Source organism: Liquorilactobacillus aquaticus DSM 21051 (assembly GCF_001436755.1).
Taxonomy (GTDB): Bacteria; Bacillota; Bacilli; order Lactobacillales; family Lactobacillaceae; genus Liquorilactobacillus; species Liquorilactobacillus aquaticus.
Map to the genome: position 1 here is coordinate 57,348 of NZ_AYZD01000001.1, position 25,131 is coordinate 82,478.

Sequence of the window (25,131 nt, forward strand, 5' to 3'; positions counted from 1 at the left end):
TTATATCTCCTCACTATTTTTCGCTATTGGCCTTTTCAGGCAGGACAAGATTTGCAATAATCCCAAAAATGGTTGCTAACGCAATACTAGTTAACTGGAACTTTCCAATCTGCAGATATGTTCCTCCGATTCCAATGACTAAAATTACAGCAGTAATAATCAAATTGCGTTTCAATTCATAGTTAACTTTATTATCAACTAAAATTCTAAGTCCGTTCGATGCGATCATTCCGAAAAGCAAGAAACTTATGCCGCCGATAACAGGAGTAGGAATTGATTGGATCAAAGCGCTGACCTTACCTACAAAGCTGAAAAGAACCGCAAAGATAGCCGCTCCGCCCAAGACCCAAACACTATGAACCTTTGTCATTGCCAAAACACCGATATTTTCACCATATGAAGTCGTAGGCGGCCCACCAACAAAACCAGCGATAACAGAAGACAAACCATCGCCGAACAAAGTCCGATGCAAGCCAGGGTTTTTGAAGAAGTTTCGTTTAGTTAACTTATTCAAAACCATCACATGGCCCATATGTTCCGTCATCGTTACAAAAGCGATCGGTGCCATCGCGATGATAGCGCCAGGGTACAATTTGAAATCATAATTAACAAACATCACTTTGAACGCTGGCAGCGAAAACCACTTTGCAGCTGCAACACTTTGAAAGTCAACAATTCCAGCAACAATAGCACCGATATACCCGCATACAATTCCAAGCAACACAGGTATCATGCTCGCAAATCCCTTTAAAAACATGTTGAAAATAATTGTAATAACCAGTGTGAAAATTGCTACCGCAAAATATTTTAAATCATAATGAGAATTATTCATCATCGCGTCATTTGCAGCCGTTGTCGCAAGCGATAGTCCGATAACAATAATAATTGGCCCAACAACAACTGGCGGCAAGAGACTGTCAACCCAGTTTGAACCGAAACGGCTGATGAAAAGCGATACAATCACATAAACTAAACCAGCTGAAATTGCTCCTTGCCCAACTGCAGGATATCCATAAGTTTTCATTAACACCTGCATCGTCCCTACAAATGCAAAGCTCGAACCTAAATATGCCGGGATTTTAGCTTTTGTACAGAAGATATAGACAAGCGTTCCTACTCCCGAACTGAATAAAGCAATACTTGGGTTAATTCCTACTAGCAGCGGGACCAAAACCGTTGCTCCGAACATTGTGAATAGATGTTGGATCGATAAGACCAGCCAGTGTCCAAATGCTGGCTTATCCTGAATGTCCAAGATTGCTTCTTCATTTCTAAATTCTTCTTTTTTCTTCTTGCTCACAAAAAATCTTCCCTTCTATACAAAAAAACCTGAATCTTTTTGATCCAGGTCAGCATAAGGTTTGCCTTGAAGTTTTTTGTCTCTTCAAAGTATTTCATCAACCTTTTTGCCCTCTCTGGAGTCAATTAAAATGGTTGTACCAATTAAATTTCTTTGATCTCAATTGCATCTTTATTGTCGATTTCTTCGACAGAGACTGAGATCTGTTCGTCAAGCGATGTTGGAATGTTCTTGCCGACAAAGTCTGCTCTGATCGGTAATTCACGATGCCCACGATCAACTAAAACAGCGACATTGATTTTTTGGGGTCTCCCATGATCCATCAAAGCATCCAGTGCTGCACGGATTGTTCTTCCTGTAAACAAGACATCATCAACTAAAATAACTTGTTTATCCGTGATATCAACATCTAATTTAGAAGAATTAACCACTGGTTCGCTCTTTTGTGATAAATCATGGCGATCATCGCGATAAAGTGAAATATCTAATTCAGCTACTGGAACATCAGCTGCTTCTAATTGTTTCAATCGATCTGCAATCCGATGCGCTAAATAGATTCCACGTGTTTTGATTCCAACTAAGACTAAATCATCAATACCTTTGTTCTTTTCAATAATTTCATAAGTCATTCTTGTCAAGGCCCGTTTCATTGCCATTGAATCAATAACTTCTTTTGCCATTTTTTTCTCCCCTTTTGTCCAATAAAAAACCACTTAGCCGTAGACTAAGTGGGTAGACTAATGTCTTCATTCCGAACTCAAACGAGACGCTGCCTTCTTAGCCTCACTGGACTATCTTTAAAGGACCTTAATTGTCTTAAATTTACTAGACCATATTGTTTTTGTCAAGTACATTCAGTGTTTTTATAAAAATACTTGGTAATGGAACTTCAAAGATCATTTTTTCATGTGTTGTCGGGTGTTCAAACCCCAACTTCCCTGCATGCAAGAATTGTCCCTTGCCCTTGATTGTTTTATTAGGACCATAGATCGGATCTCCTACCAACGGGTGACCAATATATTTCATATGCACTCGAATCTGGTGAGTGCGGCCCGTTTCTAAAATACATCTCACAAACGTATAATCACGATAGCGTTTTAGAACCTCAAAACGAGTTACAGCGTGCCGCCCACCCGCAACGACCGCCTGTTTCTTACGATCTTTAGGAGAACGTCCTAAAGGCGCATCTATCTTTCCTTTATCTGGCTTAATCTTGCCATGAACAAGCGCCACGTACTCGCGCACATTCGTTTTGTTTTTTAACTGTGCCGCCAAACTGCGGTGGGCCAGATCATTCTTAGCAATCATCAACAGTCCTGATGTATCCTTATCAATTCGATGAACGATACCGGGGCGATACTCGCCATTTATCGTAGACAGCGGGCAATGATACAACAGTGCGTTCACCAATGTATGCGCAGGATGTCCAGGAGCAGGATGAACAACCATTCCTTGCGGTTTGTTGACAACAAGCACATCGTCATCTTCATACACAATGTCCAATGGAATATTTTCCGGCTCAACTGAAATACTCTGAACAGCTGGTCGCTCAAGTTCCAACAGATCACCAAACTTCACTTGATACTTTGGTTTGGCAATCTTACCATTTACCAATATATTTCCTGCTAAAAGCCATTGTTTGATTTGCGAACGCGAATGATCAGGAAAAAGTTCTGCAGCAACTTTGTCTAATCTTCCTTTTTGCGAGGTAATTCTGGTCGTCTCAGTCATTATTATCATCTCGTAGCAATGCGATTATGAAAATCACTACACCAATATTCAATGCAATATCAGCAACATTAAAAATAGGAAAATTAATAAACAATAGCTGAAACATGTCGACAACATACCCTAGGCGAATCCGGTCGATAAAATTACCGATTGTTCCCCCGATAATAAAACTTATCCCTAATGCATACATCCAATTTGTCCACATTTTTTTAAAAAGATAGCCCAAAACTCCAAGCGCAATAATTGTTATGATGTATAATAGCCATCTTTGACCTGTAAAAATATTCCAAGCTGCTCCATAATTTCGAATATGTGCGATCCCAAGAACATGATGAATGAAATCATAACTTGTATCAAGCGGAACATTATGCACAACATAGAATTTTACTAACTGATCGAGTAAAATGATTGCTCCTATCAGTAGAAAGTAAATCACCATTACTGGAGGGCACCTCTTTTCTTTTTTATCCAGTTATCTGGACTTGAATACTTATTATACAACAATTAATTAGAAGTCTCCAAAATTTTTTTTTCAAACTATCGCAGCCTTTTTAGCTAAGTAAAAAGGTTCTTTCCCCCACCTGATTTGATGGTCTACTACCCTATGCTATTAAAAACATAACATCAAGGTTTTCAAATCTGTCTTTCAGATCACTTTCGATTTCTTTTTTAAATTTTGTAAGTCCTTCGACTTGCACCGATGCAGATATTTTATGCAAAACAATCTTAACATCCCACCTCATACCTATCTTGACAACCTCAAAATTAAAATCCTGTAATACGCCTGCTAATCTCTTCTTTAAAATCCTGCTTATGTCATCGTTAATTTTTTCATCTGTTACAGTTCCATGTGAAAATTCGATAAAACTTCGATACAAAAGCTTAATCGGTTCTTTTATTGTCAAAGCCACCAGAAGAAGTGTAAGCAACGAATCACCGATTATCGTTATAAAATGAAATCCTGGCATTGTTCCTAAAAAATAGGCCAGCACAATTCCCAAGCCTACACCAACGGATAAGATACCATCCATGAATGCTATCTTGCTCTCAGCTAGCAACATTGTACTGGCATTCATCATTTTTTGATTGTTTCTACGACAGTAGTAAGACAAGGCAAAACTCATCGCAATCATGACTAGCGTATAGGGCAGCACGGGCCCCAATTCGAGATGTCTGCCAATCTTCAGTGTCACATAAACGATAATAGCCTGGATACTCCCGAGCATTGCGATTACCGTTATGACAAGAGAAAACAATGCCTTAAATATTCCATACAGGGGTTCAAGTATATATAGTCCATGCGGAAAACGAGCGGTTTTTTTGCCGCTAAAATGTGAAATAAAAATAGCTGCAACACTGGACAACATCGCAATTACTGAAAAGTACGCATCAAGAAAAATAGCCTGAATATGTGTACTGTGAAAAGCAACTACACCCGAAACAGCCATTATTAGATTTGTAAGAGCACTGAATATTAATGCATTTTGTTCGACTTTCTTCAAACGATCAGTCATAAGGATTCCTCCATTTTTCCAAACAATTTCAGCAGCAGCAAGACCTCTTCGGGTTGCAGCTTTGATTCCAGTTTTTGAAATATATCATCAAAAATCTGATAACTCTTTTGATAGTAAGTAAGAAGTTTCTCATTTAGTTCCAAATAATAAACACGTTTATCAGAAGTTGAATGATTTTTATACACTGCGCCTAATTTCTCAAATTTTCCGACAATATGGGTCGCACCTGGTTTTGTGACCTTTGCCAGCCTAGCAAATTCAGATAAAGTTATACCTTTATGGCGATACAAAATATCCAAATAAAATTCCTCATTTGGTGTGATATTCTCAAAAGGCAGAGTCAAAACTTTTTCCCGTCGGAGCTGCTCGGCCACTATTTTGTCATACAGTTTATAATAAGCTTCTTTCAACTGGGGCATAAGGATCCCTCCATCTTTATAAATTATTTTAGTTAACTTACTAAACTATATTACTTGAATCGTTGTCATCTGTCAAATTTCTGTTCCTAAATAATTGGTTATATATCAAAAAGATCAGCCAAACAAAAAACTGGTCCCAAAATTTGGGCCCAGCCTCTGCAGTATTATCTTGTGCTATCCATCCTTTAAAATGTGGCGCTTCAGCAGCGAATTTTTTCAACTGCCAGCACCGTGCTTCATTGACATTATTACAATCTCGGCAAAAAATTTTAGCCTAGCCGTAAAGTTTTAACCTTGCTCAACTAATCGTTGTAAAACATCAATGAATCCAGCATCATCATTCAATGCAGGCAGCATTCTAAATTCACCTCCGCCATTATTCAAGAAATAATCACGGTTCTCAATGTCTAATTCATGGAGTGTCTCTAAACAATCAGAAACAAAACTCGGTGATACCACTAGAACTCTTTTAACGCCTAACGCCGGTAATTCTTTTAACGTTGTGTCTGTAGAAGGAGTTAACCATTCGTCTGGTCCAAAACGAGATTGGAAGGTTTGCAAGTAAGGAACACCTTCTAAGCGCTGAGTAAGGAGTTTGGTTGTCAGATCACAACGTGCTCGATAAGGATCACCCTTAGCAACATAACTGACAGGAATGCCATGATATGAAAAGAGTACTTTGTCAGGTTTAAATTTGTTATATTCCCTTTTTATTTTTTCTGACAGCACACGAATATATGCCTCAGAATCACAAAAGTCAGTGATAATATGTAATGCAGGTATGCGCGCCCGTTTATAATAGAATTGATTGATATCATCAACAACTGACCCGACAGTCGTTGTCGAATATTGAGGATAAAGTGGGATAATTGTTAAAGAATCTATTCCAGCGACTTCAAATAACTCCAGTACGTCTGCAATAAATGGCGCGCTATAACTCATAGCGTATTTTACAATATAGTCAGGCAATCGTTCTTGGAGCAGTTTTGTCTGTCGTTCAGTGTAATACTGGAGGGGCGATCCATGCTCATCCGACCAAATCTGCTGGTATAATTTGGCTGACTTAGCTGGGCGATGTGGTAAAATCATTAAATTCAGAATCGGTTTCCACTTCCATCTGGGCATATCTATAACCCGAGGATCACTCAAAAATTTTTTTAGATAAGCACGTACATCCTTCTCTGTTGGTGTTTTGGGAGTTCCCAAATTAATTAATAAAACCCCTTTTTTCACATCCATCACCTCTTCTAACATTAATCAATGTTCAACTAAAAATACACGCAACATCTTATGCGGTGTTGCCTGTCTTCAAGCAATAATATTTTTTAAAAAGATCTTTTAGCCCAGCGAATACATCGTCAGACGAAATGGCACAAGTTTTTTATTGGTCATTTTTATTAATTAATGCCGCGTGCATGCAACACTTCTTGACCACGATCAGTTTCTTCGAACTTTGCTAGTAAATCCTTTAACTCATTTTCGTTAACATTGGCTCCAAATACCGCACTTCCTGGCTCCATTCGAATTCCTTCAGCTAAAGAACCAACATGAACCGGATCAAAACCAAGCTTGTCGATGACCTCTGCTGCTTTCTTAACGTATTCACGCTCATTGCCAGCGATCGCAATCGCCTTTCTCCCAGCTTGACCATGCGAACGGGTCTCATCAAACAAATCATGATAACCCATATGATTAAAAGCTTTGACAACATGACTTTCTTTGAGGAAGCTTTGAACCAGTTCACTTGAAGAGTAACGCGGATCTGTTAAATCAGGTCTTGGTCCATCGACTTCCCACCAATAATTCATGGCATCAATAACCAATTTTTTAGCCAAGGCTGAAGGTGATAAAGTCTGATACTTACCTAACGGAATCGCTAAAATGACAATATCAGCTTGCTGGCAAACCTCGATCGCAGTTGCCGGAACCGCGTCTGGCACAAGTGTTTCAATTGTTAATTCAATTTTTGTCGGGCTTCCTGAACCTGCTATCAAAACACGATATCCCGCAGCTGTCGCTAACTGCCCCAAAACCGTTCCCAATTTCCCAGCACCCAAGATTCCAAGCATTTCCTTCATTCCTTCACTCCTCAGCTATAATTTCACGCACACGTGGAATTACTTTATTTGCATATAACTCAATCATGTGCAGACGAGCTTGGGCTGATAATTCTCCAGCCCCGTATGCTAATTCGAAACGTCCTGCACCTAGTAATTTAATCGTTGCTGCCAGTCTTTGTGCGACTGTCTCCGGTGAACCTGCATAAATAGAGCCCTGCTTAACCTCACGTTCGAACTGTTCACGCGACATTGGAACCCACCCACGTTCGTTTCCAATGCGCACAAGACTTTTGCGCGTGTGCTTCCAAGCAAGCTCGACAGCCTCACCATCACTATCCGCAATCACTCCATGTGAATGAATTCCAACAGGGTAAGCATGTGTTTTAAACTTTTTGGACGCCTTCTGATAAAGCTTGACATAAGGTACGAAACGTCTAGGTGAACCGCCGATTATAGCCAGAATCATCGGAAAACCATAGCGAGCTGCGCGCACAACTGAATCAGGTGAACCACCAACAGCAACGTGCGTATCTAAGCTCCCCTTCTCGGTTTTTGGGAAAATTTCAACCTTCTTGAGCGCCGCGCGCGTTTTGCCTGACCAAGTGACTGGCTTTTCATCTAACAATTTCGAAAAAAGCTCAATTTTTTCTTCAAAAAGCAAGTCATAGTCACTCAAATCATAGCCATATAAAGGAAATGATTCTGTAAATGATCCACGTCCAATCACAACCTGCGCACGACCATTAGAAAGTGCATCGAGTGTTGCAAAACGTTCATAAACTCTTACTGGGTCATCAGAGCTAAGCACTGTCACGCCTGAAGCTAACGTAATATGCTTTGTTCGTGTTGCAATTCCTGCAAGCACAGTTTCAGGGCTGGAAATTGCATATTCTGGACGATGATGTTCCCCTAACGCAATTACGTCAACACCCAGACGATCGGCTAATTCAGCTTCTGTAACAACTTGTCGAATGGCTTGCGCTTGGTTCATCAGTTTCCCGGTCTCATCGGTTGGAAGATCACCAAATGAATCAAGGCCAAAAACTATTTTTTGCGGATCAATCACTATAAATCACCCTCAATTCTACTCAATTACTTTTTGTAAGTATAATTACTTTATTATTTTCCTTTGCAGATGTCAATTTATCGCGCTTATCATCTGAGCGGATGATCAATAGATTAAAAGTAATCTAATACCAAAAAAGGACTGCAGCCAAAAAATTGCTGCAATCCTTTAATTAACTTGCTCTGGGCATATCAGCAAGTCCGACAAATCAGTTTTCTCCGACCAAATACTAATTGCATAATATCAGAACTGGACTATTCGCATACCAGTCCGTAGAATTCAAAAATTCATGGTTTTGTGCCATCTACCTTTTAATATAATCCCGCGATCGTTCCATCATCACTAAGTTCCATACCATTTGCAGCAGGAACTTTAGGCAACCCAGGCATTGTCAACACATTACCCGTCAATGCTACAATAAATTGCGCACCAAGTTTGGGCATGAACTCACGAACATGAATCGTAAAGTCTTTAGGTGCCCCCAACGCTTTAGGATTGTCCGAAAGCGAATACTGTGTTTTGGCCATACATACCGGCAAATGCTCCCAACCAAGCTCTTTGAAACGTTTTAATTGACGTTTTGCCTTGACCCCATATTCAACCTTGGCACCACCATAAATTTCGGTGACAATTTTTTCGATCTTGACTTCAATTGCATCTTCTGGATTGTACAGTGGCTGAAACTTGCTTTCATGTTCACAATTTTCAAGTACCTTTTCAGCTAGCTCAAGCGCACCTTTTCCACCTTGTCCCCAAACGTTAGCAACAACTGCTGTTGTTCCATCATTTTTACATAGTCTTTTGAGCTCCATAAGCTCTGCTTCCGTATCTGAGACAAACTGGTTGATCGCGACAACAACTGGAACGTTGTATCGTTTCATACTTGCAATATGTTTTTGCAAGTTGACATAGCCCTTCTGCAACGCATCAATATTTTCTTCTTCAAGTTCATTTTTGCTGACACCACCATGCATCTTAAGCGCGCGGACAGTTGCAACAATCACGACCGTATCCGGTGTTTTGCCAAGAACTGGTGTTTTAATATCCATGAATTTTTCAGCACCTAGGTCAGCTCCAAAACCAGATTCAGTCAATGTGTAATCAGCCAATTTTAATGCGGTCTGAGTTGCAAGAACACTATTGCAACCATGCGCAATATTTGCAAAGGGACCGCCATGAATAATTGCAGGAGTATGTGCTAACGTTTGAACAAGATTTGGTTTAATTGCATCTTTCAGTAAAAGTGCGATGGCACCTGTTACACCTAATTGATCAACCGTCACAGGCTCTTTAGCACTTGTATAGCCAACAACAATCTGGCCAATACGTTTTTTTAGATCAGCGATATCTTTCGCCAGACAAAGGATTGCCATTAATTCACTTGCGACAGTTATATCGAAACCATCTTCGCGCGGAATTCCTTGGGTTACACCACCTATACCTATCACAACGTGGCGTAATGCACGATCATTGATGTCCAAAACACGTTTCCAAATAACCCGGCGCTGGTCAATATGTAACTTGTTGCCTTGATAAATGTGATTATCAATCAGTGCAGCCAGGGTGTTGTTAGCTGTGGTCAATGCATGCATATCACCTGTAAAATGTAAATTGATGTCTTCCATTGGAACAACCTGCGAATATCCACCGCCTGTTGCGCCGCCCTTCATTCCCATCACTGGTCCTAGAGAAGGCTCACGCAATGCGATCATGACCTTCTTTTTCAAAAGACTGAAAGCATCTCCAAGTCCGACCGTGACGGTTGATTTTCCTTCACCAGCTGGAGTCGGATTAATTGCTGTAACTAAAATCAGTTTTCCTTTTGTCTTTTGTTTAGCTGTCACCGGTAATTTAATTTTTGCCTTGTATGTACCATATTGCTCGATATCATCTGGACCTAACCCGATTTTCTCTGCAACATCGGTTATTTTATTCATTTTATTTTGTTGTGCAATTTCAATATCTTTCACTTTTTAGTGGCCTCCTGAGAAGAAAATTAGTAAAAGCACGATTCACAACTAACAGTATAGACTAAACATATCTCAAAGTCATCATTCTAGCCTGTTTTTGTTTATATTTTTAGTTAATAAGACCGTTATTCAGTTAAAAAGCGAACATTAAATCAATTTCATTATGCTATCGTACAGTTTTTTAGCTGACTTAGAGCGCAAAAAAAAGCTGTATTTCTGATATTTTGTCTGAATTGTTAATTTAGATTTTTTTATTGAAACACTTTTGATATCATTAAATTTAAGCCTTTTTGCATTTTGTGGGATAACCGTATGAAAAAGCAAGCCATCCTGACTCAACTCGACCCTTCTTAATAGGCACTGCAAACCAGCTGTGATTAAAAAAAGCGTCAATGCAATCAATGTCCAGATTTGAAATACTGTTATCTCAAGCCACAAAATAAAACCAAAAAGTAGTATTATGAAAGTGTGTGACCAGCAAATAACACTTGTTGGAAAATCAGGTTGGTAAAAAAACTTTTCTTTCATTATTATTGAGAAACCTCCCAAGGATGTGATTTTAACGATTAAACTATATACAGATGCTGCCACACGAGGAAATCCAGGTCCAAGTTCCGCAGGCGTGCTTATCGTGACAGAAGTCGGTCAACAGCAACTTTTTTATAAATTACCACCAACTTCAAACCACCATGCGGAATTTCTGGCAGCCATCAAGGGGTTTGAGGCTATTATCAACCTTTACGGAACCACTGAAACAATTCTTTTTCACTCTGACAGCAAAATTGTAATTTCGAGTATTGAAAAAAACTACAGCAAATCATATCCAGAAGCACTTGCTACGCTGGTATCGCTCCAAGAACAGTGTGAACTTGTGATTAATCGCTGGATTTCTGAAAAAAATAACAAAGGTGCACATGCCTTAGCCCTTCAAGGGTTGCACAAATTCTATTCCGCATGAAGCCTATTATATACTATATAATAAAAAAACAGGTATTCTCTTTACGAGATCTTCTGTTTTTTTAGTTTAGCTTAATGTTTATTTCGTTGTCCCCAATATTGGAATAGATCCGTCCGCAAGGATCCATTGTACAGCTTGCGACGTTTGCTAGCACGTTGTCCATAAAAAGTCTCAAACTGAAGATCACTTGTCAGTATATACTTACTCCATGTCTTTAATGGGCGGTAGGTATCTCCCATCTGGCGATAAAGTTTCCGCACTTCCTCTTGATCACTTAGACGCTCTCCGTAAGGCGGATTAGCAACGATAATACCATTTTCTTTAGTTGTTTTGAAATCCTTTAAGGCCATCTGTTTAAATTTTATACTGTGCAACAGCCCCGCTTCTTGCGCGTTCAGCTTGGCAATGTCAACCATTCGTTCATTGATATCATACCCACAAATATCGAGCTCGATATCGTAATCGGCTTGAGCATCGGCCTCAGCCCGTACACTTTTTGAAATATCGGCCGGTATCCATTCCCAGTTTTCACATACAAAGCTGCGATTAAACCCTGGCGCAATCTTGTGTCCAATCATTGCGGCTTCAATCGGAATTGTCCCTGAACCACATACAGGATCGACAAAGGGCTTTTCTGGATACCAATGAGCTAGCAGCACTAATGCTGCAGCCATATTCTCTTTAAGCGGCGCCGGGCCTTTTTCAATTCGATAACCGCGCTTAAAAAGGCTTGAGCCCGTAGTATCCAAGGTCAAAAGCACACGGTTCTTATTGATCGCTACTTCTAATGGAAACTTTGCGCCGGTTTCTGGCAAACGTGTCCGTCTATGATAGACTTCACTCATCTTATCAACAATCGCCTTTTTGACGATCGCTTGAACATCTGGCACACTGTGCAGAACTGACTTCTGTGATTTACCCGCAACTGGAAATGCTGCATCCAAAGCCAGATATTCATCCCAAGGCAAAGCTTTCGTCTGTTCAAAAAGCTCATCAAATGTCAGCGCTGTAAATTCAGCAACAACAATTTTGACACGATCCGCCGTACGAAGCCACAGATTGGTCTTAATAATATCCTCAACTGTTCCTTGATAGCGAACGCGGCTATTCTCAACTTGAACATCATCGTAGCCTAAATGCCGTAATTCATTTCCAACTAATCCTTCAATTCCAGCAGCAGCTGTCGCTATTAAATTAAATTTTTTCATAATTGATCCATTCTTTCACTTTTATTTACGAAAATAAAAATACATTTTCGCCTTAATTTTTGTCTTAATATCTCTCTAACAATCAAAAAAAGAGGTTAAGGCAAAACAATGTTTTGTCCTAACCCCCCTGATATGTAGGCCTCTATAAGCCACGTTCCGTACGTCATCCAACTCAGGAGTTGGAATCGGTGGTAATCATCTATCTCCGAATCTAAAAGATTCGCCCCCATGATTTGTTCATTTCCGTCATGAAGCGCCCCTACCAAAGTTTGGGTTACCTGCTCGTGGGGTTTACCGCGTTCCACCAATGCCGTTTCCAACATTGCTTCGTCACTGTGGCACTTTCAAGACTACTCGGACATAACCTAAGCCTTAGCCCTTTTATCTGCCGTTATCCCAATTAGAATACCTTGCCTTATTTTTTCAGCAAGCACGATCACTACAAGCATCTCAGCCTGTGCAAGCTTGGACTTTCCTCAGCCTACTAAAATGTAGACCGCGATTACCAGAAACCTACATAAAAATCAAATCATTTTACTAAAAACGATTATCTTGATTCATATCATCATTCAACTGTGCGCCAAAAACATGACGTTCGAGATTGGATAAACGTTTCAAGATATCCATATTAGTGACACTAGCACTCGGTCTTGCCGCCTGCCCGCTCTTACCAACAGCAAGCTGTTTTGTCAGTTCATCAACTTTGCTGACAAGGCGATCATTTTCCATTTCCAAGCGTTGCGTTTCTTTAGAATACGTTTCATAATCCTTGATAACGTCATCAAGAAATTCATCCACATCTGCTGGATCATAGCCACGCATCTTTGGTTTAAAATGCTTATTAACAATGTCTTTTGGCGTAAAATTTATCTTCTCCACAGAAATGCACCTCATATCCTATTCGAAACTTTCTCAATAACCTTCCTTATTATATCAAATATCATTTCTAATGCAAATCATTTTCACTTTTTCTTTCAAAATAATCATTTGCACTGGTTTGTAACTGATCCATATCAATCATATCAATTGCGTAATCATGGGATTCTTGGTATTTTTTTGCCATTCCATAATCATATTTTGTCTTTCCTTCAAATTCAGGATCATAAATCAATGCCATCTGATCAGTATGTTTCAACATAAACTGCTGCCAGTTTTTCAACTGACGCGGCGTTTTATACTGCTCAGAACTTGTATTTGCAGAAAAATCCACTTTCTCTTTCAATAAATTGAAAGCCAATTGTTTTTCTTCCTGCCAATTTTTTTCAAAATCGCTATAAGGAAGTATCATTGCTATTTTCAGTTCTGGATACTCTTTTTTCAATTCAAGCGCGACTTCAATACTCCATTGTTCAATTCCTAACTGTCCACCGGAAAGGACCCACTCTAGCCCTTCTTCTAGTTTTTGGGTCAGCACGCCTTTCAATACATTTTTCAAAACCTCTATCTTAGGATCATCTTTTTTGAAAACATTCAATTCATAACTGCGATATCCAGTAATCCACAAACGCATGTTCAGACCTCTTTTTTATTTATAATAAAAAGTTTAAACCACTTGATTATCCTACCACTTAGCATATAATAACAAGATTAATATATAGTAGCATATCTGTTTTTTTAGTATGTTCTTTATTTTTTTATACAATTCCTAAACTTGCAAAGAACCTTATACAAAGCATTTTTGCCAAGTTTCTTTGTTGTTGGTATAATAAGTCGAATGGGAGTGTGATGCAAGTATGGTCCTCCATTATCCGAATGGTCAAACGTACCATCAGTCTTCCTCTTCTAATATGTTGCCTCGCCGCAAGCATCCTGATGTCATTTTTGGGAATCGCGGCATGTCATTAGAAGAGGAAATAAATCAAAGCAATACCTATTATCTTCAAAATGAAATTGCAGTAATCCACAAAAAACCTGTGCCGATTCAAATTGTTCAAGTGAGCTATCCTAAAAGAAGTGCCGCCGTAATTAAAGAGGCTTACTTCAAACAATCATCGACAACTGATTATAATGGAGTCTACAAAGGATGTTACCTTGATTTTGAAGCAAAGGAAACTAAAAATAAGAATTCCTTTCCTTTAAGCAACTTTCACGAACATCAAGTTGAGCACATGAAAGCATGTACACGACAAGGTGGGATTTGTTTCGCAATTATTAAATTTTCGGTTACACAACAGCTTTTTTTATTGCCAGCAGCTATTTTATTTGACTACTGGGACAATCAAACCAAAGGACGAAAATCAATTGAAAAGAAAGTTATTGCAAGCTCTGGCTATGCAATCAATTACCATGTCCAACCGCTTATCCCGTACTTAAAATATGTTGACAAGCTGATCAATAAATAATATTCGTTCTGTAAAAGGAGAAAATCATGAGCAATCAAGATCCTAAATATTCACGTGTTGCACAAAAAAATAAAAAAACAAAGAAACGTCGTTCGGTTAAGCAAGAAGATGGCAAGTTTAAAAAGTTTTTTAAGCGTTCGATCATCGCTTTGATTCTTTTTTTGGAGGTTGCTATTGCCGTGGGCGCTACTGCATTCTTTTTGTATGCTAAAAATGCTCCAACACTTTCTGAGTCTAAATTATCGAGCACTGGTTCGACAGTGATCTATGATGCTAATGGCAAAAAAATCACTTCTTTAGGAACACAGAATCGCTTAAAGGTCGAAAGCCAAAATGTTCCACAACAATTAAAAGATGCCATCGTTTCAATCGAAGATCGGCGTTTTTACAAACATCATGGTGTTGATCCCGTTCGTATCCTTGGAGCAGCTCTATCCAATATTAAGAGCCCTTCTGAAGGCCTTCAAGGTGGTAGTACCTTAGATCAGCAGCTGATTAAATTATCGTTCTATTCAACGAAACGTTCCGATCAAACGTTTAAACGAAAAGCCCAAGAAGCATGGCTTGCACTTAAAATGGACAATACTTACAGCAAAGATCAAATTCTCAATTTTTATATCAACAAAGTATTTATGGGCTATGGAACTTTTGGGATGCAAACCGCTGCACATTACTACTACGGTAAATCTTTAAAAAATCTCACGTTGGCACAAACAGCTCTGATAGCCGGCATTCCAAATGCACCTTCCGATTATAATCCCTACTCTAATCCTCAGCTTGCAACAAAACGAAGAAATGAAGTTCTTTCAGCGATGGTCGCGAATAAAAAGATTACTTCTGCGCAAGCTGAACAGGCTGAAAATGAAAACATCAAAAATGGTTTAGTTACAACACATCAAACTCAGAAGACATCGCAAAAGGCTAAAATTGCTGACGCATATATTAAGGAAGTTATCACTGACGCTAAGAATAAGGGTTACGATCCATATAAAGACTCATTGAAGATCTACACAAACCTTGATATGAATGCGCAAAAGAATTTATATAATTTAGCTAATTCCAATAGCGAGATTTCTTATCCTGATGATAAGCTTCAAGTAGCATCGACAATTGTTAATCCTAATAATGGTAAAGTAGTCGCAATGATTGGTGGGCGAAAAACCGGAGATGTAACATATGGTCTAAATCGAGCGGTTCAAACGGATAGAACAAACGGTTCAACTGCTAAGCCTTTAATGGATTATGGTCCCGCAATTGAATATCTCAGTTGGGCAACATACCACCATTTAAAAGATACTGCATATATATATCCTGGTTCGAATATTTCTCTTTATGATTTTGACCGCAGCTACAAAGGCTCAATGACAATGCGAAATGCGATTATCCAATCACGGAATATCCCTGCTATTCGTGCACTAGAAGCCGTTGGTATTACCAAAGCACAAAACTTCCTTAGCAAGTTAGGGCTTAAATATTCTAAGACACTTGAGTTTCAGAATGGAATTGGCTTGCCTTCTTCAACATTGCAGAATGCGGCTGCCTACGCAGCATTCGCAAATGGCGGGACTTACTACAAGCCTAGCTATATCAACAGCATCGAAACTAATGACGGCGAAGTTAAAAACTACTCCAGCAGTGGTAAGCAAGTTATGCAGTCATCAACTGCTTATATGCTGACCGATATGATGAAAGATGTCATCACAAACAGCTCTGGAACTGGACGCTATGCTAATATTAGTGGGCTCTATCAAGCTGGAAAAACAGGAACTAACAGCTATCCTTCAGATGTAGCAAGCAAGTTTCCGAGCTCTGCTGATATGGATTCTTGGTTCAACGGTTATACAAAGCATTACTCAATCTCAGTCTGGGTCGGTTATGATCATCCATATGAGGCTAATAATTACTTAGATACTGCCTCTGCACGAATTGCTTCTTACTTCTATAAGTACGCAATGGAAAACATATCTCAAGGCAAAACCAATACTGATTGGGAACGCCCAAGTAATGTTCTTGTTAAAACGGTCAATGGCGTGCGTGAATTGTATCTTGCAGGTTCTTCCGAATCAACTGTGGCTGACAGCTCATCTGAAAAGAAAAGCTCCAGTTCATCCTCGGACAGTATCAGCTCAATAACATCAAGTTCGTCATTCTTTAGTGATAGTTCGTCTGAAGAAAGCTCATCCAGTGAAGACAGCAGCAGTTCAAGTTCTTCATCAAGCAGTAGTTCGAGTTCTTCATCTTCTTCATCTGAACCTTCTACAACTACTTCTTCATCTTCGACGACTTCTGAACAGCAGTCATCATCAAGCAATAGTTCAAATCCTTCGTCAAGCAGCAGTAGTTCAAGCAGCAACAATAATAACAACGGTCAGTAATTAGTAATTAAAGGCTGATTACACGCTAGCTACAAATATTGTAAAAATCTTAAAAGTGGCTGGGTCAAAATGAAGTGCTCCATAATAGTTAGACAAAAATCTAATTATTATGGAGCGCTTTTTTATGACCAAATACACATATGAATTCAAAGTTAAATTAATTCAAGAGTACTGGAATGGAGATATTTCTTATTCTGATTTAATGCGTAAATATAATATTTCAAGTATGACAACTATTCGAAGATGGGTTATGCAAAGTTGTGGCAAAATACACTCATTGGTATAACAATGAACGAATCTCCATGAACAAAAATGGTCTGACACCTGTTGAATACAAGAATCAGACCATCGTTGCATAACACAATTCAAATTTGTCTAACTTTTTTATGGCACTTCAAAACATATGTTTTGATCCAGCCACTTTTTATTTTTAAAAAGAAAATAGTTTAAAAATTGTATTTTTTAAAACAAACTTCTTTGCCCAAAAATCTAAGCACCAAGTTCCCAGAGTGAATTTTTACAGTACCCGTTTCTGCCCTTCCGCACACATTAAAAGTAGCGGGCACTCCTCACAAAGAGGCTTACGAGCCATACATTGATAACGGCCCCAGAAAATCATGCAATGATGTGCTTTTATCCATAAATCTTCAGGTAACTTTTTCATTAGTATTTTTTCAATCGTAAGCACATCTGCTTTTTGAGGAACAATATGCAAGCGTTTAGAAACACGGGTTACATGCGTATCGACAGCTATCGTCGGGATATTAAAACATTCTGCTAAAACAACATCCGCGGTTTTACGTCCAACGCCCGAAAGCTGCATTAATTCTCTTCTTGTTTGGGGAACCTGACCATTAAACTTGGCAACAATATCTGCCGCACAAGCAATAATATACTTACCTTTGTTTCGATACAGACCAATCGATCTAAGAAATGGAATAACTTCTTCAAGGTTAGCAGCAGCTAGGTCTTCCGGCAAGGGGTAGCGTGCAAACAAGCGTGGAGTAAGTAGATTGACTGCCTTGTCAGTTGTCTGCGCACTTAAAATAACTGCTAAAAGAAAATGAAAATCAGTGTCAGCTTTAAGCGATGTTCGTGCGTCAGGAAACTTTTCACCCATAACTTCAATTGCTTTAACAGTATCCTTGTTACTCAACATCAATTTTCATCTCCATCCTTTGGATCATCTGACCAATGATAAAGGGGAATATCAGGTTTATCTTTTTCTTGTTTGCTTTGGTTATTCTTAAAACCTTCATTCTCTTTGCGTTGTCGCATCTTTTGCTTCTCACGCTGGACATCTTGCGCGGTTTTGATATGCTGTCTTTCCCAGTTCAGCAACACCCGATCAATATACTTCAAACTATATGCTTGATTCAAAACCGCTTCGCGTAAAGCAAGTAAAATCAGTGCTGGATCATAATGGTCTTCGTTAAGCCACAGATTGATCGTCTCCAATTCAATTGGGGATAATGATCTGCCAAACTCGACCTCAATGCTGCTGAAAACTTTATCTCGATTAACTTCACTTTTGCTATTAAGTTGAATCTCTTCTTCTTGATGTTTTTTTGTTAGCAGCTTTTCAAATAAAAGATCGAATTGGTAGACATCTTGTTTTTTCCCAGCATCATCTGAAACTGTTTTAATTTCCATTAGTTTTTTCTCAATTAGGCGATGCAACATCTGATAAACAGCTGCTGGACTCTTTCCCATTTTCTCGGCTATTTTTTCAATAGCTGGAAACGGCTCACCCTTTTGGATAAAACTATCTATTTGGAGGTATAAAACAAATTCACTGTCATCCATTCCCAAAGAATGGTAATTATGAAGAATTAAATTTGAAACAGTCATTTGCCCTTCGTGCAAATATGCTTGAAATATTTTATCCATCTTTGTTTCCATCCTTTTTGTTAGAAAAATTATGACTATAAAAAAAGCAGCCAGGATATTTTTTATCATAGCCACTTTTTGTCCCTTATTATGGATAAATACGGTTCAACAAACGTGGGAACGGAATCGCTTCACGAATATGTTCCTCGCCTGTAATCCACGTAACGGCACGCTCCAAGCCGAGGCCAAAGCCAGAATGAGGAACACTACCATAACGCCGCAAATCCAAATACCATTGATAATCTTCTTTATTAAGCCCTGCTTTTTTTATTTGTTCTTCTAAATAAACAAGATCTGTTGCTCTTTCAGAACCGCCTATAATCTCTCCATAACCTTCTGGCGCTAGAAGATCAGCGCAAATAACAACGTCATCCCGAGTTGGGTGCGGCTTCATATAAAATGGTTTAATAGCTTTAGGGTAATTCAAAACAAACACCGGCTTGCTAAAATGCTCTGCCAAATATGTTTCCTCCGGTGAACCAAAATCTTTTCCCCATTCAACATCTGGAAAATCACCAGATTTTTGCAATAACTTCACTGCCTCATCGTATGAAATCCGTGGATAGGGAAGTTCTGTATACCGCTGCAAGACCTGAGGATCGCGCCCCAGAAGTTTCAATTCGTACTGACAATTATCAAGAACAGTCTGCACAAGGTTGGCAATATAACGTTCTTGCAGCTCTAAGCTTTCTTCTTGATGCATAAAGGCCATCTCTGGTTCGATCATCCAGAATTCAATTAAGTGTCTTCTTGTTTTTGATTTCTCAGCCCTAAAAGTCGGTCCAAATGAGAAAACCTTACCATAGGCCATTGCTCCGGCTTCTTCATACAGTTGGCCAGACTGAGACAGATAAGCGTCCTTATCAAAATATTCTGTATGGAACAATTCTGTTGTCCCTTCTGGTGCTGATCCAGTCAATATCGGTGCATCAAATTTAACAAAACCTTCTTTATGGAAGAATTCATATGTCGCTCTGATTAGTTCACTGCGAATCTTCATAACGGCAAATTGACGCTTCGAGCGCAACCACAGATGGCGATGATCCATCAAGAAATCGGTCCCATGTTCCTTAGGTGAGATTGGATAGTCCTTGCTTGTTCCAACCAGCTCAATTTCATCAATCTCTATCTCATATCCAAAATGCGAACGCGAATCTTCATGAATCGTTCCGATTACGTACATGCTTTCTTCTTGTCTAACTTCTTTTGCCAATGTGAAAATTTCTTCACTGACATTATTCTTCACAACAACTCCTTGAAAGAATGCTGTCCCATCCCTCAACTGCAGAAATGCAATCTTTCCACTGGAACGTTTATTCGTCAGCCAAACACCAATTTTGACTTTTTTATCAACATAATTTTTAGCATCAACAATACTAATTGTTTCCAAAAGAAACAGCCCCCTACAGATGTTTTTCAATAAATGTTTTCATTCGTTTTAAAGCTTCATTCAAGCTATTCATATCTGTTGCATAGCTTAGTCGGATATGCTCAGGCATTCCAAAAGCCGCACCAGCTACGACTGCAACATGTGCTTCTTCAAGCAGAGCAGAAGCAAAATCTTCCGTTGAGGAGAAACCAGTCATTTTAACTGTTTCTGCAATATTCGGGAAGAGATAAAAAGCTCCTTCAGGTTTATTGGCGAGCTTTACGCCCGGAAGAGCTATAAGCTGCGGATAAACTGTGTTCAATCGTTTCTCAAATTGAACACGCATTTTTTCTACGACGTTCTGATCTCCTGTCAGTGCCTCCAAGGCAGCATACTGACTTACGGCTGCTAGATTACTGGTCGCATGACTGATGACAACATTCATTTTCTGGATAATTTCTTTTGGTGCAACTGTATATCCAACACGCCAACCTGTCATCGCATATGCCTTAGATAAACCGCTCACTAAAATAGTCTGGTCCTTGATCTCTTGGCTAAACCCAATCAAAGAAACAAATTTATGCCCATTATAGACAAGCTTGCCATACATATCATCCGCAATCAGAATAATATCATTTTTGACTGCCCATTCACCGATTTGAAGTAGTTCATCCTGACCATAAATCAAACCTGAAGGATTCTGAGGTGAATTAATGATCACAGCGCGCGTCTTAGATGTACGAGCTTTTTCCAATTCATCAACTGTTACTTTAGCTCCATCAGCTGGCATAACAAAAACAGGCTTCCCTCCAGCCAATTTAACCTGTTCACCATAACTAACCCAATATGGTAAGGGAATCAGGACCTCGTCATTATTATCAAGAAGTGTCTGTGCCAGAACATATAGAGAAAATTTGCCACCGACAGTAACCGCAACTTGATCAACGGTATATTCAGTGTCGAAGTCTGCTTTTAAACGATCACAGATTGCTTGTTTTAATTCTGGAATTCCTGTCGCAGGAGTATAGAAATCGGATTTTCCCGTTTTTATCGCATCAATAGCAGCTTCTTTGATTTTTTGCGGTGTGTTAAAGTCTGGTTCACCGACACCGAGATTAATAACATCTATTCCTTTAGCCATCATCTTTTTTGCTTTTGCTGAAAGAGCTAACGTTGCTGATGGTTGGACCTGCATAACTCTGCTTGCTATTTTCATTTTCTACACCTTCATTATTCTAGATATTTTGAATCGTTTTAAGCATTGAACCATTCTTAAATGAAACCAAGTCATAACACAAACGGTTACTCTTGTTAAGATATGTTATTTCCCAGACTGGTTTATTCTTCCACATTCCCATCGCGATTTTAGTTATTTTTTTTGGTTGATGCTCTTTTCGCACAATTGATCGCGCCTGTGAATCGCTGATTCCCTTATCATGAGAATAAATATTTATCTGACCGCCTTTTTGGGCAATAACTACATAAATATTCTGCCCACTGTTATTTTGGCCGTCGACTGTAAAATAAGTCTTTTGACGGTTATACCAGTAAAAGTTCTTCACCGTTTTCAGCTTCGCATATTTTTGTGCCAGCTTAGTAGCCTCTGCTCTAGCCTCTCTCCTGGGTGACGTTAACTGCGAATAAATAACAAAGGCCCCAAATGCAACAATAATCACTGTTGCGAGGACTATTATTCTTTTCAAATTATTTCGATAATACTTTGTTCTTCTCATAGACCCCTCTCATCTCTTTTGCGATTATTGCTAAGAAACTATATGCCCGTTTCATTATAGCAATAATCAATTTTTTTTTGAAGTCACGGTCGTTGATTTTCCCAAAAATTCAATAAATGTTTTTTTATCTCATCCGTTTTAATTATTTTGAGCGGCATCGTTGTTGGAAAGACTTTCCGCATCTGTTCACCATAATTTTTTGTAACTACCCGACTATCAAGTAAAATTATGATCCCGCGGTCAGTTGGTGTTCGTATCAGACGTCCTAATCCTTGTTTCAAGCGCATCATTGCTTCTGGTAAAGCAATGTTTTGGAATGGATCCTGTCCTTCAAGTGTCAGATTACGATATTTAACACGATTAATCAGAGTATCCGGCGCTTGAAACGGGAGACGCGTAATCACTAGCAGCTCCAACCGATCTTTAGGCAGATCTATCCCTTCCCAAAAAGTCCCTGCCCCTAATAGAATTGCCTTTTTAGACAATTTGAAACGTTTCATGATCTTTTCGTTACTACCGGTCACTCCTTGAGCCAAAATTTCACGCTGCAGTGTAATCCCACTCTCACTTAGAAGGTGGTACACCTTCTCGATCATCGCTAAAGAATTAAACAAAACTAACGTCTGGCGTTCACTATCCATAATTATTTTTTTTAAGGTTTCTGCCAAATATTCAATGTAATTATCCAGTTCGTGTGTGACATCAGGCGCATCCGCTGTCACCAACGCCAATGCTTGCTTATGGTAATCAAATGCTCCAGGAAGTTGCAAAATTTGCGTTTCATGCGGAAGATCTAGTTGGTCAAGCGTATAATCTGCTGCATTCGGAAGTAATAGACTTGCACCCACAAAAAGAACGTGCCGAAATTTATCATAAATATAGGGACGCAAGAAATTCCTAGCTTCCAGCAAGCCAAATTGCAGTCTTAGATGTGCATTGGGATTACCCCGAGGAATTGAAATCCAAACGATAGTTTCCTCTTCTTGTCTTTCAAGCCGAGCCAATTCCATTCGCATCCAGTACTTTCGATAATCGGCTAATTTTCGTGAAAGCTCAAAAAAATCGTTCAAAAATCGAACCGCTTTTTTGTCTAAGCGATCTTCATTTCTAAACTGTTCGAAGCGTCGCACTAATTCTTGCTGCGTGTGTTCAAAATTTCTAAAAGCATTACTGACATGTTTAATGCTTGCATAGTTCTCTTTAATAAAACCTTTGAGACGATTTATTGGAATAATATTCTCAAAAAAATCCTGTTTCTTTGAACTTTTTGGAACAAAACGATACATCATATTATCCCTTATTTCAGGGACACACTGATCGATAACACGAATATTCGTAGCTATTTCATGATTTTCAGCATGTGTAATAAATTTTTGTTCTTCAAGTTGTTCAAAAGCAAACGAAATGTGTGATTCAATCTTCACTAGTAGCGAGTCACAAAGAATCTTTAGCTCATCAAAATCGATTTCATCACGATTACTTGCAAGTGCCATGCTAGAAAGATGCTGAGCTTCATCAATAATCAGACTGTTCTTTGTACTACCTAAAAGGTCCACATGATTTAGCAAATATGAATGGTTTGTGATCAGTAGATCGGCATTCTCTTGATACGCACGCTGCCGGCGAACAAAATCATAAGTATAAAAAGCACTCCCAGTCTCAAGGCTATCTATCCCATGATGCCTTATTTCACTGAATAAGGGGTTTTGATATTTTGTCAAGTGTAGTTCAGAAAGATCCCCTGTTTTTGTAATAGTTAACCACACAAGCAAGCGCAGCTGCAATAATCGCGTCTGCTTGCCTTGAGGCTGATGCAGCGATTGGCTAAATTTCTCTAAATCAAGGTAGTGCTGACTTCCCTTAAGAACTGCCGCTTCGATCTCAAACGGTAAAATTTGCTGCAGAAGAGGTAAAACCTGTTCTCTCATCTGGGTTTGCAAGGCTGTGGTCGCAGTACTGATTACTACTTTTTTCCCTTTGCCAACAGAATAAGATGACGGTATTAAATAGCCGAGTGTTTTACCTAAACCTGTTGGCGCTTCGAGCACCAAGCGTGCTTGCTCTTTGCTTTTAAGTAGTTTATGCACATGATCCATCATTTCTATCTGTGCTGGACGCCATTCAAGTACGTCCGCAAAAAGCTTTTTTTTCGCAGCAGTCGATTGAGGATAAGGTTTCTCTTCCTGCGGTCTCGTTGACAGTTCAAAACGACGCAGTATGATCCCACCGACTTCCTGGAGATGCGTTGGTAAAATATTATTTTCATGTTGCTTTTTCTCAAACACTTCCTTAAAACATAGTCCCGTTTGCATTAATAAGCTATTTTGATATGATGCAATCAATTCAAGGCAGCGAAGCGGCAGATTTTCAATCGCCTTCAATAAGAAAATCAGCAGCTGTGCTGTTGCTTCGGCATCACTGTCAGCATGATGCGGATGGCGATGGCTCAAATTAAGGTATTCACTCAAATAACTCAACTTAAAACTCGGTAGTGTCGGCAACAATATTTGACTCAGTTGAACTGTATCAATTCCCTGAAGTTCACATGCGGGATAACCTACACGTTCAAATTCAGCGTTTAAAAAACGATAGTCGAAGTTTATGTTATGTGCTACGAATGTTGTTCCCTGCAAAAGAGCAAAAAGCGTTCCCGCCACATCCTCAAACAAAGGGGCTTTTTGAACATCTTTATTTGTAATCCCGGTTAAATGCTGAACCTCTTTTGGAATCGGCATTAAAGGATTGATCATCGTGCTGAAATCATTGATTATTTTTCCGCCCTTAACAAAAACACAGCTAAACTGGATCATCCGATTAGTCCCGTCTATACTGGTTCCGGTTGTTTCGATATCAACAACTGCATACATGCCTGCCAAGCTCATTGTTCCACCGACTTTCTTAGCATAATCTACTCGCCATTTTAGCACATATCCAACCTCTTAAGCGTTCTAAATTAAAATCTATTAATCAATTAAGAAAACGAAAAGTCATTAAAATTGATCAGCTCCAAAAAACACTAATATAAAAAATCAAGTTAAAGCTATTCTATAAGCTTCTACTTTAGCCAATATTTAACACCTTTAGAGATTGTTATATTGTCAGAATGTTAATAAATATGTATAATCTTATTTGTTTGCAGCAAAGCAATATTTAGAATAATTTAAGGATCTTTGTAGTATGATATTAATGTTAGCAA

At 39.0% G+C, this 25,131-nt stretch carries 25 protein-coding genes and 1 other RNA gene; 5 read left to right on the plus strand and 21 right to left on the minus strand.

The features are described 5' to 3' along the window. Positions 1–13: 13 nt before the first annotated feature. The 11 genes from FC19_RS00235 to FC19_RS00290 all read right to left on the minus strand — a co-directional run bounded on the left by FC19_RS00235 (position 14) and on the right by FC19_RS00290 (position 10,588). A complete protein-coding gene (locus FC19_RS00235; protein WP_057874988.1) occupies positions 14–1,300 on the minus strand; it encodes a solute carrier family 23 protein in 1,287 nt (428 codons plus the stop codon). Positions 1,301–1,443: 143 nt separating this feature from the next. Further along, positions 1,444–1,980 carry a bifunctional pyr operon transcriptional regulator/uracil phosphoribosyltransferase PyrR gene (gene pyrR, locus FC19_RS00240; RefSeq protein WP_057874989.1) on the minus strand — a complete coding sequence of 179 codons (537 nt, stop codon included), beginning with the start codon at positions 1,978–1,980 and terminating at the stop codon, positions 1,444–1,446. Between the two features lie 145 nt (positions 1,981–2,125). After that, positions 2,126–3,031 (minus strand): RluA family pseudouridine synthase, encoded by a 906-nt coding sequence (locus FC19_RS00245; RefSeq protein ID WP_057874990.1) that lies wholly within the window; start codon positions 3,029–3,031, stop codon positions 2,126–2,128. Beyond that, complete coding sequence (lspA, locus tag FC19_RS00250; protein ID WP_057874991.1) at positions 3,024–3,470, minus strand: signal peptidase II; 447 nt, start codon at positions 3,468–3,470, stop codon at positions 3,024–3,026. The genes FC19_RS00245 and lspA overlap by 8 nt, the downstream gene beginning before the upstream one ends. 163 nt (positions 3,471–3,633) lie before the next feature. After that, a complete protein-coding gene (locus FC19_RS00255) occupies positions 3,634–4,545 on the minus strand; it encodes a cation transporter (RefSeq protein ID WP_057874992.1) in 912 nt (303 codons plus the stop codon). Continuing rightward, positions 4,542–4,964 (minus strand): MarR family winged helix-turn-helix transcriptional regulator, encoded by a 423-nt coding sequence (locus FC19_RS00260; protein ID WP_057874993.1) that lies wholly within the window; start codon positions 4,962–4,964, stop codon positions 4,542–4,544. Before FC19_RS00260 ends, FC19_RS00255 begins: the two co-directional genes overlap by 4 nt. Positions 4,965–5,252: 288 nt before the next feature. Further along, on the minus strand, positions 5,253–6,218 hold the full coding sequence (gene hemH / locus FC19_RS00270) for a ferrochelatase (protein WP_235809287.1): 966 nt from the start codon (positions 6,216–6,218) through the stop codon (positions 5,253–5,255). Between the two features lie 143 nt (positions 6,219–6,361). Further along, the gene (locus FC19_RS00275) at positions 6,362–7,042 is read right to left on the minus strand and encodes an NADPH-dependent F420 reductase (protein WP_057874996.1); all 681 of its coding nucleotides are present in this window, start codon (positions 7,040–7,042) and stop codon (positions 6,362–6,364) included. Positions 7,043–7,046: 4 nt separating this feature from the next. Beyond that, complete coding sequence (locus FC19_RS00280; RefSeq protein WP_057874997.1) at positions 7,047–8,090, minus strand: LLM class flavin-dependent oxidoreductase; 1,044 nt, start codon at positions 8,088–8,090, stop codon at positions 7,047–7,049. A gap of 311 nt (positions 8,091–8,401) precedes the next feature. After that, complete coding sequence (locus FC19_RS00285) at positions 8,402–10,060, minus strand: formate--tetrahydrofolate ligase (RefSeq protein WP_057874998.1); 1,659 nt, start codon at positions 10,058–10,060, stop codon at positions 8,402–8,404. Between the two features lie 147 nt (positions 10,061–10,207). Continuing rightward, the gene (locus FC19_RS00290) at positions 10,208–10,588 is read right to left on the minus strand and encodes an EbsA family protein (protein ID WP_057874999.1); all 381 of its coding nucleotides are present in this window, start codon (positions 10,586–10,588) and stop codon (positions 10,208–10,210) included. Between the two features lie 25 nt (positions 10,589–10,613). Between FC19_RS00290 and FC19_RS00295 the strand changes: the two genes are divergently transcribed. After that, positions 10,614–11,018, plus strand: coding sequence for a ribonuclease HI family protein (locus FC19_RS00295; protein ID WP_338037330.1), 405 nt, complete (start codon positions 10,614–10,616; stop codon positions 11,016–11,018). Between the two features lie 71 nt (positions 11,019–11,089). On the opposite strand, the gene FC19_RS00300 is transcribed toward FC19_RS00295, so the two are convergent. From FC19_RS00300 to FC19_RS00315, 4 genes are all read right to left on the minus strand, one after another. Further along, positions 11,090–12,226, minus strand: coding sequence for a THUMP domain-containing class I SAM-dependent RNA methyltransferase (locus FC19_RS00300; protein WP_057875000.1), 1,137 nt, complete (start codon positions 12,224–12,226; stop codon positions 11,090–11,092). 140 nt (positions 12,227–12,366) lie between these two features. Further along, positions 12,367–12,740: RNase P RNA component class B (gene rnpB, locus FC19_RS11240), an RNA gene on the minus strand. 23 nt (positions 12,741–12,763) lie between these two features. Beyond that, positions 12,764–13,105, minus strand: coding sequence for a cell division regulator GpsB (gpsB, locus tag FC19_RS00310; protein ID WP_057875002.1), 342 nt, complete (start codon positions 13,103–13,105; stop codon positions 12,764–12,766). A 67-nt stretch (positions 13,106–13,172) separates the two neighbouring features. Continuing rightward, positions 13,173–13,736 carry an SLOG family protein gene (locus FC19_RS00315; RefSeq protein WP_057875003.1) on the minus strand — a complete coding sequence of 188 codons (564 nt, stop codon included), beginning with the start codon at positions 13,734–13,736 and terminating at the stop codon, positions 13,173–13,175. A 223-nt stretch (positions 13,737–13,959) separates the two neighbouring features. Here FC19_RS00315 and recU point away from each other — a divergent pair, with 223 nt between their 5' ends. The 4 genes from recU to FC19_RS11965 all read left to right on the plus strand — a co-directional run bounded on the left by recU (position 13,960) and on the right by FC19_RS11965 (position 17,302). Then, entirely contained in the window at positions 13,960–14,568 is a 609-nt protein-coding gene (gene recU / locus FC19_RS00320; protein ID WP_057875004.1) for a Holliday junction resolvase RecU, read from the plus strand. A gap of 23 nt (positions 14,569–14,591) precedes the next feature. Continuing rightward, positions 14,592–16,943 carry a transglycosylase domain-containing protein gene (locus FC19_RS00325; RefSeq protein ID WP_057875005.1) on the plus strand — a complete coding sequence of 784 codons (2,352 nt, stop codon included), beginning with the start codon at positions 14,592–14,594 and terminating at the stop codon, positions 16,941–16,943. Positions 16,944–17,067: 124 nt separating this feature from the next. After that, positions 17,068–17,229 carry a helix-turn-helix domain-containing protein gene (locus FC19_RS11400; RefSeq protein ID WP_162261171.1) on the plus strand — a complete coding sequence of 54 codons (162 nt, stop codon included), beginning with the start codon at positions 17,068–17,070 and terminating at the stop codon, positions 17,227–17,229. Continuing rightward, the gene (locus FC19_RS11965) at positions 17,204–17,302 is read left to right on the plus strand and encodes an IS3 family transposase (RefSeq protein ID WP_083488245.1); all 99 of its coding nucleotides are present in this window, start codon (positions 17,204–17,206) and stop codon (positions 17,300–17,302) included. The genes FC19_RS11400 and FC19_RS11965 overlap by 26 nt, the downstream gene beginning before the upstream one ends. Before the next feature lie 158 nt (positions 17,303–17,460). On the opposite strand, the gene nth is transcribed toward FC19_RS11965, so the two are convergent. The 6 genes from nth to FC19_RS00355 all read right to left on the minus strand — a co-directional run bounded on the left by nth (position 17,461) and on the right by FC19_RS00355 (position 24,862). Next, positions 17,461–18,102, minus strand: a complete 642-nt coding sequence (gene nth / locus FC19_RS00330) for an endonuclease III (RefSeq protein WP_057875006.1) — start codon at positions 18,100–18,102, stop codon at positions 17,461–17,463. After that, the gene (locus FC19_RS00335; protein ID WP_057875110.1) at positions 18,102–18,833 is read right to left on the minus strand and encodes a DnaD domain protein; all 732 of its coding nucleotides are present in this window, start codon (positions 18,831–18,833) and stop codon (positions 18,102–18,104) included. The genes nth and FC19_RS00335 overlap by 1 nt, the downstream gene beginning before the upstream one ends. Before the next feature lie 88 nt (positions 18,834–18,921). Further along, entirely contained in the window at positions 18,922–20,223 is a 1,302-nt protein-coding gene (asnS, locus tag FC19_RS00340; RefSeq protein ID WP_057875007.1) for an asparagine--tRNA ligase, read from the minus strand. 13 nt (positions 20,224–20,236) lie between these two features. Next, the gene (locus tag FC19_RS00345) at positions 20,237–21,418 is read right to left on the minus strand and encodes a pyridoxal phosphate-dependent aminotransferase (protein WP_057875008.1); all 1,182 of its coding nucleotides are present in this window, start codon (positions 21,416–21,418) and stop codon (positions 20,237–20,239) included. A gap of 19 nt (positions 21,419–21,437) precedes the next feature. After that, on the minus strand, positions 21,438–21,935 hold the full coding sequence (locus tag FC19_RS00350; RefSeq protein WP_057875009.1) for a cell wall elongation regulator TseB-like domain-containing protein: 498 nt from the start codon (positions 21,933–21,935) through the stop codon (positions 21,438–21,440). An 83-nt stretch (positions 21,936–22,018) separates the two neighbouring features. Then, positions 22,019–24,862, minus strand: a complete 2,844-nt coding sequence (locus tag FC19_RS00355) for a helicase C-terminal domain-containing protein (RefSeq protein ID WP_235809288.1) — start codon at positions 24,860–24,862, stop codon at positions 22,019–22,021. Positions 24,863–25,131: the final 269 nt, after the last annotated feature.

Bases quoted from the DNA above. Each gene is read 5' to 3' on its own strand.
- FC19_RS00290 (WP_057874999.1), bottom strand. From the start codon at position 10,588: ATGAAAGAAAAGTTTTTTTACCAACCTGATTTTCCAACAAGTGTTATT.
- FC19_RS00245 (WP_057874990.1), bottom strand. From the start codon at position 3,031: ATGACTGAGACGACCAGAATTACCTCGCAAAAAGGAAGATTAGACAAA.
- nth (WP_057875006.1), bottom strand. From the start codon at position 18,102: ATGTTGAGTAACAAGGATACTGTTAAAGCAATTGAAGTTATGGGTGAA.
- pyrR (WP_057874989.1), bottom strand. From the start codon at position 1,980: ATGGCAAAAGAAGTTATTGATTCAATGGCAATGAAACGGGCCTTGACA.
- FC19_RS00315 (WP_057875003.1), bottom strand. From the start codon at position 13,736: ATGCGTTTGTGGATTACTGGATATCGCAGTTATGAATTGAATGTTTTC.
- FC19_RS00335 (WP_057875110.1), bottom strand. From the start codon at position 18,833: ATGGATAAAATATTTCAAGCATATTTGCACGAAGGGCAAATGACTGTT.
- hemH (WP_235809287.1), bottom strand. From the start codon at position 6,218: ATGTTAGAAGAGGTGATGGATGTGAAAAAAGGGGTTTTATTAATTAAT.
- FC19_RS00300 (WP_057875000.1), bottom strand. From the start codon at position 12,226: ATGAAAAAATTTAATTTAATAGCGACAGCTGCTGCTGGAATTGAAGGA.
- FC19_RS11400 (WP_162261171.1), top strand. From the start codon at position 17,068: ATGACCAAATACACATATGAATTCAAAGTTAAATTAATTCAAGAGTAC.
- FC19_RS00345 (WP_057875008.1), bottom strand. From the start codon at position 21,418: ATGAAAATAGCAAGCAGAGTTATGCAGGTCCAACCATCAGCAACGTTA.
- FC19_RS00255 (WP_057874992.1), bottom strand. From the start codon at position 4,545: ATGACTGATCGTTTGAAGAAAGTCGAACAAAATGCATTAATATTCAGT.
- lspA (WP_057874991.1), bottom strand. From the start codon at position 3,470: ATGGTGATTTACTTTCTACTGATAGGAGCAATCATTTTACTCGATCAG.
- FC19_RS00260 (WP_057874993.1), bottom strand. From the start codon at position 4,964: ATGCCCCAGTTGAAAGAAGCTTATTATAAACTGTATGACAAAATAGTG.
- recU (WP_057875004.1), top strand. From the start codon at position 13,960: ATGGTCCTCCATTATCCGAATGGTCAAACGTACCATCAGTCTTCCTCT.
- FC19_RS00275 (WP_057874996.1), bottom strand. From the start codon at position 7,042: ATGAAGGAAATGCTTGGAATCTTGGGTGCTGGGAAATTGGGAACGGTT.
- FC19_RS00350 (WP_057875009.1), bottom strand. From the start codon at position 21,935: ATGAGAAGAACAAAGTATTATCGAAATAATTTGAAAAGAATAATAGTC.